The organism is Pseudoxanthomonas sp. LjRoot204_2 (assembly GCF_056175765.1).
In genome coordinates, this window is the sequence record NZ_JBGFFG010000047.1 from 1 (window position 1) to 13,380 (window position 13,380).

Consider the following 13,380-nt stretch of genomic DNA (forward strand, 5'->3'; position numbering starts at 1 on the left):
CCCTTACCCTGCTCGCCCTTGCACTGTCGGCAAGCGGTGTACTGCAGGCGCACGCGACCGATGTGCTGCTGCCCCGCAACGAAAAGGTCGACGCGCCCAAGGCGGGCAAGGGTTTCGGCAAGCAGGAGGGCATGGCGCTTCCGGTGGTCTCGATGGCGGTGCGTCCCATCCCCGAGACCCCCCCGACACCCGCCGCCCCTCCTCCGCCGACCCCCAAGCTCACCGGCGGGGGCGAACTCGGCTTCGCCGCCGCCAGCGGCAACAGCAACAACGAGAGTTTCAACGGACGGCTGGACCTGACCTACACCGATGGCGGCGCATGGCGCCACAGCGGCAGCCTGTTTGGCCTGCACTCGCGTTCGGAATACATGCGCACGCAGGAAGACGGCAGTGCCGTCCGCGACACGCGCACCACGGCCAATCGCTACACGGTGACCGCCAACAGCGCCTACCTGATGGACGATCGCGGCACGCTGAACACTTCGGTGCGCCATGAGAAAGACGATTTCGGCACCTACAGCCGGCAGCAGTCGGTCAGCCTGAGCTACGGCAACCGCGTGATCGAAAACGAACGCGCGCACCTGGACCTGCAGGTCGGGCCGGGCTACCGCCGTGCCTACGACACGCTGGATGCGCGCACGGAAGCCGGTTTCATCGGTCGTGGCCTGATCGACGTGCGCTACGCACTGAGCGAGAACACCGAGATCGTCAACAAACTGCTGGTGGAGTCGGGCGACTACAACACCTTCGCGCAGAATGACCTGGGCGTGTCGGTGACGATGAACTCCCACCTGGCGCTGAAAGCCGGCTGGCAGGCGCGCCACAACAGCGACGTGGCGCCGGACCGCAAGCGCACCGACACGCTGACCACCATGAACGTGGTCTACCGCTTCAAGTAAGCGCGCCGCACGACGCTCAGGCGAGGAACGCGCCTGCGCCCTGCTCCAGCAACCGAGCGGCGACGCGGCGACCGAGCGCGTCGGGATCGGCGAGCGGGCCATGGGCCTCGGCACGCAGGACCTGGCCGTCCTGCGCAGATCCGACCAGCCCGGACAGCACCAGGTCGTCGCCTTCGCGCCGCGCGAAGGCCGCTACGGGCACGTGGCAGCTGCCGTGCAGGGCGCGATTCATCGCCCGCTCCGCCTCCACGCAAATGCGTGTGGGGGTGTCTTCGAGCGCGGCGAACAGTGCGTGCATCGCGGGATCGTCGGCACGGCACTCGACCGCGACGGCGCCCTGGGCCGGCGCCGGCAACCAGTGCGGCGCGTCCAGGCGCGCGCGGATGCGCGCGGCGAACCCGAGCCGTTCCAGGCCGGCGCACGCCAGGATGATCGCGTCGTACTCGCCGGCGTCGAGCTTGGCCAGGCGCGTATTGACGTTGCCGCGCAGGTCGACCAATGCCAGGTCCGGCCGCTGCGCACGCAGCTGCGCCTGCCGCCGCAGCGAAGATGTGCCCACGCGCGCGCCGTGCGGCAACGCGTCGATGCCGGCATGCAGGYTCGATACGAAAGCGTCGGCGTGATCCGCTCGCGCCAGGATGGCGGGCAGCGCGAACGGCCCTTCCAGCTCCATCGGCACGTCCTTGAGCGAATGCACGGCGCAGTCGGCGTCGCCGCGCAGCATCGCCAGTTCGAGCTCCTTGAGGAACAGCCCCTTGCCTCCGATCGCGGCCAGCGAGCGGTCGAGCACCTCGTCGCCACGCGTGCTCATCGGCACCAGCTCGACCGCCAGCCCCGGATGCGCGTCACGCAGGCGGTCGGCGACGTGTTCGCTCTGCCAGAGGGCGAGCGGGCTCTTTCGGGTGGCGATGCGCAGGGTGGTCATGCGGCCATTATCCCGCATGCCGCCATCGCGGCGGCGATCAGAGCGCCTTGACCGTCTCGCGCAGGCCGGCCACGCAGCGGCGGCTCACTTCCAACGGGGCCTTGCCGTGGCGCAGGATGGCCTGGACATGGCCATCGCCGATGCGCTTGATCTCGACCAGTTCGTGGCGCGCGACCAGGCAATTGCGGTGGATGCGCACGAAGCGGCCGCCGAACTCCTCTTCCAGCGACTTCAGCGACTCTTCGATCAGGTCCTCGCCGCGCGCGTGGTGCACCACCACGTACTTCTCCTCGGCCTGCAGGTAGTGCACTTCGTCCACCGGAATCAGGCGCAGGCTGCCGCGCAGGCGTGCGCAAAGGTGCGTGCGCGGCTGGCTGTTCGAGGCGGCGGGCGGCTGGCTTTCGCGTCCGGCGATGAAGGTACGCGCGCGCTCGACCGCGGCGGCCAGGCGCTCAGGACGGATCGGCTTCATCAGGTAGTCGATGGCCGCGGCCTCGAACGCCGACAGCGCGTGCTCGTCGTACGCGGTGCAGAACACCACGGCCGGCCGCGGGTCGAACGCCGCCAGGTGGCGGGCGGCCTCCAGTCCGTCCACGCCGGGCATGGCGATGTCGAGCAACACCATGTCGGGGCGATGCTGCGAGCAGGCCTGCAAGGCGTCCAGGCCGTTCTCCGCCTCGGCGACCACTTCGATGCCCGGGTGCTCGGCCAGCAACGCGCGCAGGCGCTCGCGGGCGAGGGACTCGTCGTCGGCAATGACCACTTTCACGGCAAAGGCGTCCTCGATGAACGTTGGCGTGATCCCCCGCGGCCTAGGTTACCCATCGCCGCGCCCTGCGTCATCCTTCCGGGGACGCGGGGGAATTACAACGCAAACCGCCGCGCCATCCAGTCACCGAGGTCACGGATCTCGTCTGCGCAGACCTGATGCGCCATCGGGTAGCGGTGCCACTGCACCGCAAAGCCCAGGTCGCCGAGCACCCGGGCGCTCTGTTCCGCGTGGACCAGCGGAATCACCGGGTCTGCGGCACCGTGCGCCATGAACACCGGTTGCGCCGTCGCCGCCTGGGCCAGGTGACCTGCGGCCTGCGCGGCACCCGGCAGATAGGTCGACAGCGCGATCAGCCCGGCCAGCGGCACCTGCCGCCGAAGCCCGGCGGCCAGCGTGATCGCGCCGCCCTGCGAGAACCCCGCCAGCAGCAGGCGGTCCGGCGCGATGCCACGTGCCTGCTCGCGCTCGATAAGCGCATCCACGTGGGCGATGGATTCCTCGATGCCGGCACTGTCCGCGCGCGTCGGGAAGTCCATGCCCACGATGTCGTACCAGGCGCGCATGCGCACGCCATTGTTGATGGTCACGGCGCGCACGGGCGCATGCGGGAACACGAACCGCAACGCCGGCCAGCCCGGCCGTACCAGCTCGGGCACGAGCGGTGCGAAGTCGTGGCCATCGGCGCCGAGGCCATGCAGCCACAGCACCGACCATGAAGGCGCGGGGCCGGTTTCCTGTTCGACAGCATCGAGGATGGGGGAGGCGGAAGAGGTCGTCATGCCGCCATTCTCGCCGCAGAGGCGCACGGACACCACTCAGCCGCCGCCTTTCTCCGCGTCCGGCAGCCGGAACCGCACGGTGCGGCTCGAGGCATGGGCCTGGCCGGTGGCTTCGAAGCGTCAGCGCTGCGCGACGGCCAGCGCCGACGCGTCGAACATGCCGGACGGCGTCGACGACACCAGGCGCACGTCGCGCACGCTGCCATCCGGCTGGATGGTGAAGGCCACGTCGGCCTGCCCCTCGATGCGGGCGCGCAGGGCGGGCAGCGGATACCGGGGTTGCGCGTCCTGCACCAGCCGCGGCACGCGCGCCGCCTGGACGATGCGAGGCGTCGCGTCGGGTGGAGYGGGCAGCTGCGGCGTTTCCTGCGTCGCCTGGGTTGTTTGCGTGGACGCGGGCGGCGGCGATGTCGGCGAGGATTCGACGTCCCTCGACGGCACGGCCGTGGTCGCAGGCGCGACAGCGGCCAACGCCGCGGAGCGGGCGGGCGCCGCGGCGTCGATGGTCGAGGTCTGCACGGCGACCGTCGCCTGGGCGGCCTGCGCGCGGGCGAGGGTCGCCACTGCCTCGCGCAAGCGTGGCAGCGCGGGTGCCCGCGCATCGATGCGTTCGATCAGGTTCCGCAAGCGCACGGCTTCTACGCCGTCGCCGCGCGCGATCGCCTGCTCGGCCGCGATCAGCACGTACGGCTGCAGCTCGGCCAGCGCGGCATCCGCGCGCCCCTGGTCTGTCGCCGCCGCGCGGGCCGCGAGATAGTGCTCCACGGCATTGTTGCCGGCAGGCGACAGCATCCGGTGCTCGGACAGTGCGCGCGTGGCGCGCGCATAGGGATCCGTGGACACGTCCCCGGCATCCACCGTCACGATTCCCGCGGACGAGGCTCCCGCCGGAAGGACCGCCGGGGGCGGCGAGACCTCCCGGCACGCCGTCATGCACAGCACGGCTCCCATCCCGATCCACACCCAGCTCGTTCTCATGCGCACCCCCTTTCGCGGCCGGCAAGCCTAGGCGGCGCTCATGACCGGGGTGCGTCAGCCGTGTCCGCACCCTGCGTCATGCTCCGCGACCCTGACGGAAAAAGGGTCCACGGGGAGGTCCTTGCCGGGCTGCCCGATGCCGGGCCATCGCTGGAACCGTTTGCACGCGCCGCCGCGGTCCGCAGCACGCGGGACTTCAGGTAAAGTGCGGCGAGCTCGGGCCGTTAACGCGGTATATCGTCCCTCTCGGGAACGACTGCACAGGGAATACGGTGGCGAACCCGGTCCATCAGGCGGCAACCGTTCTTGGGGAAGAACCGACCGTGAGGCCCACTGCCATCGCCATGCCGTCCCGTCTCGCCGATGGCGAGCCCGATGTGTCCTGGGTCATCGACCACAGCGACAACGCCATCGTCGTGTGCGACGACAGCGCGCGCATCACCTGGATCAACCAGGGCTTCACGCGCATGCTCGGCTACACGCAGGAAGAAGTCGTGGGAAGGCGCCCGAGCGACTTCCTCGCCGGGCCGCACACCGACCCGGAAACGGTCGAATGGGTCCGCGGGCAGCTGCACACGCAGCAGGGCTACCGCACCGAACTGCTGGTGTACGCCAAGAACGGCGTGCCCCTGTGGATTTCCGCGGTAGTGAACCCGGTGTTCGATGCGGACCGCGACAGCCGCTATCTGCTCGGCGTCTACACCGACATTACCCACAGCAAGCTGCACGAGGAACTGCACCGCAAGGTGCTGGGGGCGATCGTCCGCGAACAGCCCGTGCACGACGTGCTGACCCTGGTCTGCCGGGAGGTGGAGAAGGTGATGCCGGAAGCGGTGGCCTCGGTGATCGGCCTGGACGACTACGGCCGCCTGCGTCCGCTGGCGGCACCCAGCCTGCCCGAGACCATCGGGGCGATGATCGATGGCGAACTCGCCGGGCCGATGGTCGGTGCCTGCGGATCGGCGGCCTGGAGCGGACAACCGGTCGAATGCAGCGACATCGAACGCGACCCGCGCTGGCAGGCCTACAACGCACCCTTCCTCGCCGTCGGCATCCGCGCCTGCTGGTCCAGCCCCATCAAGGGCAACGACGGACGCGTCCTGGGCACGTTCGCCCTCTACTACTGGGAAAACCGCGCGCCGGACGACTTCCACCAGCGCGTGGTCGACGTGTGCCTGCACCTGTGCGCGCTGGCGATGGAACGCGAGCGCGCCCGCGTACGCATGCACCAGCTGTCCTTCTTCGACGCACTGACCGGCCTGCCCAACCGCGCGCTGTTCAACAGCAAGGTCGAGCAGATGCTGCTGGCCGCGGCACGCAGCGACAGTCCCGTGGCGTTGCTGTTCGTCGACATCGACCGCTTCAAGATCGTCAACGACACCCAGGGCCATACGGCCGGCGACACCCTGCTGCGCGAGCTGGCGAAACGGCTCGGCGGCGAACTCCGCGACGGCGACGTGGTGGCCCGGCTGGCGGGCGATGAATTCGTCCTAGCCGTCCCCGGTCGCACGGCCGAGGAAGCCGCCAATCTCGCGGACCGGCTGATGGCGCGCCTGTCCCAGCCGCTCAACGCGGGGCGGATGATGCTGACGCCGCAGGCCAGCGTGGGCGTGGCGATGTTTCCCGCCGACGGGTGGGACGTCGATTCGCTCGTGCGGCACGCCGATATCGCGATGTACCGCGCCAAGTCCGAAGGCGGCGCGCGCATCGTGTTCTACAGCCTGGAAATGAACCAGGCCATGCAGGAGCGCCTGGCGCTGGAAAATGCGCTGCGCGAGGCGGTCCKCAGCGGCCAGCTGCGCCTGCACTACCAGCCGCAGGTCGCACTCGACGAGGACGCGACCCTGCATGGCGTGGAGGCCCTGCTGCGGTGGCGACACCCGGAGATCGGCGAGATATCGCCCGCCACCTTCGTTCCGATGGCCGAGGAGTGCGGACTGATCGACGAACTGGGCCGGTGGACGCTGGAGGAGGCCTGCACGCAGATGGCGGACTGGCGCCGTCGCGGCGTGCCGGTACCGCGCGTTTCGGTCAACCTGTCGGCGATCAACTTCGAGCAGCAGGACCTGCCGGCCTTCATCGGCAACGTGCTGGGCAAGTGCGGACTGTCGCCGGACGAACTGATGGTGGAAGTGACCGAGAGCGTGATGCTGGCGGAGAAGCCGGAAGTGCTGGCCAACATCGATGCGATCCACCGGATGGGCGTCAGCCTGTCCATCGACGACTTCGGCACCGGCTACTCCAGCCTCAGCCATTTGCATCGCCTGCCGATCAGCGAACTGAAGCTGGACATGAGCTTCGTGCGCGACCTGGAGCACAGCGAGTCTGCACGCGCGCTGACGACGTCCATCCTGCGCATCGGCGACAGCCTGTCGTTGAAGGTGGTGGCGGAGGGCGTGGAAAATGCGGCGCAGCGCGCGGTGCTGGCTTCGCTCAATTGCGATCTGCTGCAGGGCTACTACGTCTCGCGCCCGCTTTCACCGCACTCGCTGGAACGTTGGGTCAGCCTGCAACCACCGGAGGCCTGACCGCTGCGCCGCCCTCGCGTTCGAGCAGGAAGGCGAGGGCGTCCCCACAGGGCGCGGCGATGCGGAACTGCAGCAGATCGTCGGCGCGCGTACGGCCCAGGCTGACTGCCACCACCGGGATCCGTCTGCGCACGGCCGCGTGCACGAAGCGCAACCCCGAATAGACCATCAGCGACGAACCGACCACCAGCAGCGCATCGGCCCGGTCGACGTGGGCCATCGCCGTTTCCACGCGCTGGCGCGGCACGTTCTCGCCGAAGAACACCACGTGCGGCTTCAGCATGCCTCCGCACGCTTCGCATGCAGGCACGTGGAAGCGCTCGAACTCCTTTTCCTCCAGGTCGGCATCGCCGTCGGGTGCCGTCCCCGCCTGCAGGTCGATCCATCCGGGATTGGCCTGCATCAACCGGGCCTGCAGTGCGGCGCGCGGCGTCACCTCGCCGCAGGCGAGGCAGACGACGCCATCGAGCCGCCCGTGCAGGTCGATCACCGCATGGCTGCCGGCGGCCTGGTGCAGTCCATCGACGTTCTGCGTCAGCAGCACTTCGCAGCACCCCTGGGCTTCCAGCGACGCCAGCGCGCGATGCGCATCGTTCGGCCGTGCCGTCGCCACGCGCGGCCAGCCGATCGTGCTGCGCGCCCAGTAGCGATGGCGCGTGGCGGTGTCGCCGGTGAAGGCCTGGTAGGTCACCGGCGGCGTGCGCTTCCACGCGCCCTGCTCGTCCCGGTAGTCGGGGATGCCGGACGCGGTGCTGCACCCCGCCCCTGTCAGGACGAAGAGCTGGCGGTGCGCCGCCACGAAATCCTCGAGTCGCGTATCGCTCATGCCCGCAGCATAGGCGATGCGCAGGCTGGCGTGCTCAGGGCCGGGGCGCAGGGCAGTAGCTGCGCAGGTAATCCATGTGCGCCGGCATCCGCTGGGCAGTGCCCACCACGCGGCTGCGGATGTCGTCGAGGAAGCTGCGCAGCTCGTCCGGGGGAATCGCGTCCGCCGTCGGGTGGTAGCGCTTGGGCATGATGCCCTGGCCCATCATCACCTGGATCCAGGAGTTCTCGCCGAACAGTTCGCCCGGCACGTGGAAGACGGTGCCGGTCTCGCGGAACAGGTCGATGCGGTGGCGCAGCGTGGCGGGGATGTCCATCTCCGCGATCTCCCGCCAGTACGGCGAATCACGCCGGTCGGTGAGGTGGTAATGCATCACCACGAAGTCGCGGACGTGTTGCAGCTCCTCGTCCAGGCGCGCGTTGTACTCATCGATCGCCGGCTGGGTGACCACCTGCGGGAAGTTCTGCAGCAGGTGCACGATGCCGCGCTGGATCAGGTGGATCGTGGTCGATTCCAGCGGCTCGATGAAGCTGCCGGCCAGGCCGAGCGCCACGCAGTTCTTCGCCCAGCACTGCTGCCGTTGCCCGGGCCGGAAGCGGATCGGCCACGGCTGCTTGATGACCTCGCCCTCGACGCTGCCGAGGAACTCTTCGCGCGCCTCGTCGTCGCTCATGTGCCGGCTGGAATAGACGATGCCGTTGCCCACCCGGTGCTGCAACGGAATGCGCCACTGCCATCCGGCCTTGCCGGCGATGGCACGGGTGTAGGGGACCGCGTCGCGCACCGCCGTGGTCTGGGTGGCCAGGGCGCTGTCGTTGAACAGCCAGTGCGACCAGTCGGTGAAGCCCACGCCCAGCGTCTTGCCGATCAGCAGTGCACGGAAGCCGGTGCAGTCGATGAAGAGATCGCCTTCGAGGATGTCGCCGTTCTCCATCTTCAGCGCGGTGATGAAACCCGAGCCGGCCTCGGTCAGCACCTCGGCGATCTTGCCCTCCACGCGCCGGGCGCCGTGGCGCTCGCTGAATTCCCGCAGGAATTTCGCGTACAGGCTGGCATCCATGTGGTACGCATAGTGCAGCCCCCCATGGGGGAGATGCGCGAAGCGATCGCCGAGGGCCGCCTTCAGCTCGAGGCAGTAGTCCTCGTAGCCGCTGGCCATGCCTTCCTGGCGGCCACGCAGCCAGAAGTGCTGGAACCCCGTGGTTCCGCGCTCCTTGCCGCTGAAGCCGAAGGAGTGGATGTAGCGGTGCCCCTTGTCCAGCCAGTTCTCGAACGATATGCCGAGCTTGATGGTGCCCTGCACCGCCGACATGTACGCCTGCTCGTTGATGTCGATCATCCGGTGGAAGCTCAGCAAGGTGGGGATGGTGGCTTCGCCCACTCCCACGGTGCCGATTTCCTCGGACTCGACCAGCGTGATGTCCAGCGTCTTGCCCAGTACGCGCGATATCGCCGCCGCGGCCATCCATCCGGCCGTGCCGCCGCCGGCGATGACCACGCGCTTCACGGGTCGGTTGCTGGAATCGTGGATCTCGTTGCTCACGGGCAGGTTCCTGGGATTGCGGTCAGCGGTTGATGCGCTTGAGCAGGCGTGCCCGCAGTTCGCGCGCACGTGCCTCGTCCAGCGGGGACAGCAGGCGGCGTGCCTGCTCGGGAATATGGGCGGCGGTGTCGTCGTCGGCCTCGAACACGTAGTGGCGGAAGACGTCCTTCCACGCGTCGCGCTCGTGCCGCGGAAGGTCGCGCACCGTCATCAGCGCGTACATCAGGGCGTTCATCGGCGTGTCCATCCAGTCGGGCACGTCGCGCCACCAGTAGTTGACCAGTACGTTGAACGGCTCCAGTCCCTCCATGTGGTGCCACCACAGGCTGGGGATCAGCACGGCGTCGCCGGGCCCGAGGTCGGCCACCTGCGCATGCCGCATCGCCTCGGCGAAGCGCGGGAAGCGCACCAGGTCCGGCGCGGCGAAATCGACCAGGCTGATCGCCTGCCCGGCCGGCGTGAAGTCGAGCGGACCGATGTACAGGTTGCGCAGCTGGTCGGGGGGAAACAGCGTCACGCGGCGGCGCCCGGCCACCACGCAGGCGAGGTTGTCCGGCACGTCCTGGTGCGCCGCGATGCGCGTGCGATTGCCGATCCAGATGCTCGCGAGCGGATCACGCCCGGGCAACGGCAGGTCGTTCTCGCGCCGGAAGCCCGGCAGCCACGTGTCGAGGGTCGTCGACGCCACGTAGATCATGGGCGGCGCGGCGTGGTCGGCGTACTTGACCAGCGTGTCGAGCACCGTGGGCAACGGGATCTGCTCCCGGCGGAAGTCCATGCCGCTCATATCCTCGTTGTAGAACACCCGGCCACCGGTCGCGGGGGCCGCGACCGTCGCGACCACGGGGGGTGCGTCCGCGCGCACGAAGCCATGCAGGTAGGCCACGGCCGCACGCATGGATTCGCGTGCAGCCGCCACCATCGGCCAGTGGTCCACCAGGCCCCGCAGGACGACGGGGCCCGACGATGCCGGCAAGGAAAGGGCGTCGCGCGCGTCGCCGCGGAACTCCCGGATGGGCTCAGCGTCAGCGAGCACGGCTCCGGTTCATCCTGTCGATCAGCCCGCGGAAGTTCGAGATCGATGCCACCGCCATGAACACCGGCTCCAGGTGGCCGGCGGCATGCAGCCCGCCGAGCGCCGCCGCGTCCAGGTCGCGGAGGCGGTCTTCGTTGATGGTGTAGTAGCCGGCCAAGCGGTTGAGCGACCCATCGTCCAGTTCGACATCGAGCGCGAACGATTCCAGCAGGTCGAGCGCGAGCAGCGCATCGACGAACGCCGGCACGCGCTCCAGGCCGTTGTGCAGCGTGAGCAGCACCGAGGCGATGCGGTCCAGGTACTCGGTGTTGCCGCCGTGTTCGCGGAACAGCGGCTGGCCGTCGGCACTGCCCACCCGGGGATGGTCGAGGTCGATGTGCACCGTCATCTCGTCGCCGGCGCGGCCGATCAGGAACGGCTGCCGCTCGATCGCCAGCGGCAGGTAGTGGGCGTCCCAGCGTTCGCCGTCGAGGAACAGGTTGCGTCCCTCCTCGAACCCCAGCAGGGCGACGGGCGAGAACGCACCCCGTGCGTCCTTGCGGAACACGATGGGATAGCAGGCCTGCAGGTCGCGGAACTCGGCGGGGAACGTGGCGGCGAAACCGACGTCATCGCCCAGGTGCGCGCCGCGCCGGGTATCGATTCGCAGGTCCCTGTGGTCGATGTTGTTGACCTGGGCGTGTCGTGGCATGCGGGCATTCGTCCTAGATGCGCGGCATTCCGCGCGTCATCACATGATCGAGCATCTCGCGATGCCCGGGCAACGCCGACAGCATCTTCCTCGCGATGTCGGCGGACTGGCGGAAATACTCTTCGGAACGGCGCACGTCGTCCATGCGACGCGTGGTGGGCCGCGCCTCCGGCGTGAACCTCATGCCGTAGAGGATGAACTGGTAGCTCGCGGAGGGGAACACCTCTTCGACCCGGTTGAGGTCGTAGCGCGACGGGGGCTGGTGGCGCCAGAACGCGAGCAGGTCGCGCAGGCGCTCGGGTATCGTCTCGGGCCGGCGGTTGTCGCGCCAGTAGGCGCTGTCGTCCCTTTCGCTCAGTACGTAGTGCAGTTTCAGGAAATCGACGATGCGGTCCCAGCGGTAGCTGAAGGTATCGTTGTAGCGCCTGGCCACGATGTCCATGGCGGCGCGCGTGGCCGGCATCTGGTCGGCGAGCAGGCCCGCGGCCAGCTCGACCATCACCAGCGAAGATGCTTCCAGGGGCTCCATGAAACCGCTAGAGAGTCCGACCGCCACGCAGTTGCGGTGCCACGCCCCCCGGCGGAAGCCGGGTCGGATCACGATCTTCGGCAGCGTGTYGATGTCCTGCTCGCGGCCACCGGTCGCCACGATGTAGCGTCGCAATGCGGCCTCGGCGGCCTCGTCGCTGGTATGGGTGCTGGAGTAGACGTGGCCGATACCGCGACGGCTCTGCAAGCCGATGTCCCAGATCCAGCCTGCCTCCTGCGCCGTCGAGATCGTCTGGCAGGCGATCTCGACGGTGGGGTCGGCATAGGGCACCCGCGTGGCGATGGCCCGGTCGTTGAACAGCACGTCCTTCTGCGACTCGATCCCGACACCGTAGTGCTGGCCGATCAGCAGCGCGCGCATGCCGCTGCAGTCCACGAACAGGTCGCCCTCGATCAGGCCATGCTCGCGCGTGAGCAATCCCGCGATGTCGCCGTTCTCGTGCGCCACCACCTCGACCATGTGGTCGGACACATGGCGCACGCCGAGCTTCTCCACGCAGTGCCGCCGCATGAAGACGCCCAGTTTCGCCGCATCCAGGTGGTAGGCGTAGTTGGCCACGGACGCCCATTCCGGTGTGGAAAACTGTTTGGGCGACTTGCCCGCCTCGCACAGGTGCGCCTGGAAGCAGGTCAGCAGGCTGAAGGGCACGTCGCGGTGCGCCATCCAGCCGGCGGCCAGATGGGTTTCCAGGAAGCCCGGGGGCAGCACGAACGGATGGTGGTAGTAGTCGCCTTCGACCTCTTCGCGCCAGCGGACGAACTTCGAGCCCTGCTTGAATGCCGCGTCGCACTCACGGATGAAATCCGTTTCGCTGACGCCCGTCCTGCGCAGGGTATCGCGCATGGTGGGCCACGTTCCCTCGCCCACGCCCACGGTCGCCACGTCGGGCGATTCGATCAAGGTGATCCGCAGTCCGGCAGCCGATGCGGCCTGGTGTTCGGCGGCCAGCACGGCGGCGGTAAGCCAGCCGGCCGAACCGCCGCCGAGAATGACTACATGTCTGACAGGAGAATCCACGCCGCTACCTCGTCTTGGCAACCGACGGGCGGAACCCGGACGGTCCGCCCCCAAAACCAAAGCCGCTGGAGACCAGCGGCTTGGGCGATGCTGCCCGGGTCCTGGCCGGACCCGGGCATGTCGTCGAACGTCAGCGGAAGTTGTAGCGGAAGCCGAGCATGTAGCGCGGGCCGGTCTGGGTGCCGTAGAACAGGATGTTCTCGTTGCGCTCGCTGAGCCGCGCGGTCTCGTCCGTCAGGTTGACGCCCTCGAACTGCACGGTGAAGCGGTCGCTGAACTTGTAACCCACGCTCAGGTCCCACTGGCCGTATGATTCCACATACACCGGGTTGTTCTTCGCAGGGTCCGCGGCATCGCCGTCGTACTGGCCGTTGAGGAACTTGTCGCGCCAGTTGTACGCCAGGCGCACCTGCCACGGTCCCTTGTCGTAGAAGCCCACCAGGTTGGCCGAATCGCTCAGGCCGATGAGCACCTGCTGCGGGCCCTTCGCATTGTTGTCGTAGGACAGGCTGTCGCTGTCGACGATGGTGTAGTTCGCCGCCACGCCGAAACCGCTGTCGCCGAACATGTGCTGCAGGGCGAGCTCGAATCCGTTGAGCTTGTGCGAGCCCGCATTGCCCGGGATGGTGACGTTGTACACCGTCAGCGGATCACCGGGGACGCCGGTGATCTCGCCGTTGGAGCCCGCGGTGCTGTCCACGCCCGGCTGGCCATCGAAGTTGGCGAAGATGTACTGGCGGATGCATCCCACGTCGGCGCTGCCGCAGCCGCCGGCGATCGCCGCGTTCCAGTACGCGCCACCGACGGGCGTCGGCAGGCTGAAGAGCGTGTCCTGG

Annotated in this window: 12 protein-coding genes; 2 read left to right on the forward strand and 10 right to left on the reverse strand. The window is 68.6% G+C overall.

All coding sequences use genetic code 11. The features are described 5' to 3' along the window. Nucleotides 1-152: 152 nt before the first annotated feature. Nucleotides 153-899 (forward strand): DUF481 domain-containing protein, encoded by a 747-nt coding sequence (locus AC04L7_RS03930; RefSeq protein WP_436000924.1) that lies wholly within the window; start codon nucleotides 153-155, stop codon nucleotides 897-899. Nucleotides 900-915: 16 nt separating this feature from the next. Here AC04L7_RS03930 and hemC read toward each other — a convergent pair whose 3' ends face one another. From hemC to AC04L7_RS03950, 4 genes are all read right to left on the reverse strand, one after another. Beyond that, nucleotides 916-1,824: a hydroxymethylbilane synthase gene (gene hemC, locus AC04L7_RS03935; protein WP_475512551.1), complete on the reverse strand. Its 909-nt coding sequence runs from the start codon at nucleotides 1,822-1,824 to the stop codon at nucleotides 916-918. Between the two features lie 37 nt (nucleotides 1,825-1,861). After that, nucleotides 1,862-2,593 (reverse strand): LytR/AlgR family response regulator transcription factor, encoded by a 732-nt coding sequence (locus AC04L7_RS03940; protein WP_296279224.1) that lies wholly within the window; start codon nucleotides 2,591-2,593, stop codon nucleotides 1,862-1,864. A 95-nt stretch (nucleotides 2,594-2,688) separates the two neighbouring features. Then, complete coding sequence (locus AC04L7_RS03945; RefSeq protein ID WP_299344288.1) at nucleotides 2,689-3,375, reverse strand: alpha/beta hydrolase; 687 nt, start codon at nucleotides 3,373-3,375, stop codon at nucleotides 2,689-2,691. 120 nt (nucleotides 3,376-3,495) lie between these two features. After that, a complete protein-coding gene (locus tag AC04L7_RS03950; RefSeq protein ID WP_475512552.1) occupies nucleotides 3,496-4,218 on the reverse strand; it encodes an energy transducer TonB in 723 nt (240 codons plus the stop codon). Nucleotides 4,219-4,697: 479 nt separating this feature from the next. On the opposite strand from AC04L7_RS03950, the gene AC04L7_RS03955 reads away from it, so the two are divergent. Next, the gene (locus AC04L7_RS03955; RefSeq protein ID WP_475512553.1) at nucleotides 4,698-6,881 is read left to right on the forward strand and encodes a sensor domain-containing protein; all 2,184 of its coding nucleotides are present in this window, start codon (nucleotides 4,698-4,700) and stop codon (nucleotides 6,879-6,881) included. Here AC04L7_RS03955 and AC04L7_RS03960 read toward each other — a convergent pair. The 6 genes from AC04L7_RS03960 to AC04L7_RS03985 all read right to left on the reverse strand — a co-directional run. Continuing rightward, nucleotides 6,856-7,725: an NAD-dependent protein deacetylase gene (locus tag AC04L7_RS03960; protein ID WP_436000922.1), complete on the reverse strand. Its 870-nt coding sequence runs from the start codon at nucleotides 7,723-7,725 to the stop codon at nucleotides 6,856-6,858. The two genes, AC04L7_RS03955 and AC04L7_RS03960, sit on opposite strands and share 26 nt — an antisense overlap. Nucleotides 7,726-7,741: 16 nt before the next feature. Then, a complete protein-coding gene (locus AC04L7_RS03965) occupies nucleotides 7,742-9,250 on the reverse strand; it encodes a tryptophan halogenase family protein (protein WP_435996555.1) in 1,509 nt (502 codons plus the stop codon). A 22-nt stretch (nucleotides 9,251-9,272) separates the two neighbouring features. After that, nucleotides 9,273-10,265: a cupin-like domain-containing protein gene (locus AC04L7_RS03970; RefSeq protein WP_436000920.1), complete on the reverse strand. Its 993-nt coding sequence runs from the start codon at nucleotides 10,263-10,265 to the stop codon at nucleotides 9,273-9,275. Between the two features lie 10 nt (nucleotides 10,266-10,275). Beyond that, entirely contained in the window at nucleotides 10,276-10,977 is a 702-nt protein-coding gene (locus AC04L7_RS03975) for a SapC family protein (RefSeq protein ID WP_435996553.1), read from the reverse strand. A 13-nt stretch (nucleotides 10,978-10,990) separates the two neighbouring features. Then, nucleotides 10,991-12,544 (reverse strand): tryptophan halogenase family protein, encoded by a 1,554-nt coding sequence (locus AC04L7_RS03980; RefSeq protein ID WP_475512554.1) that lies wholly within the window; start codon nucleotides 12,542-12,544, stop codon nucleotides 10,991-10,993. Between the two features lie 130 nt (nucleotides 12,545-12,674). Then, a partial coding sequence (locus tag AC04L7_RS03985) for a TonB-dependent receptor domain-containing protein (RefSeq protein WP_475512555.1) occupies nucleotides 12,675-13,380 on the reverse strand: 706 nt, incomplete at its 5' end.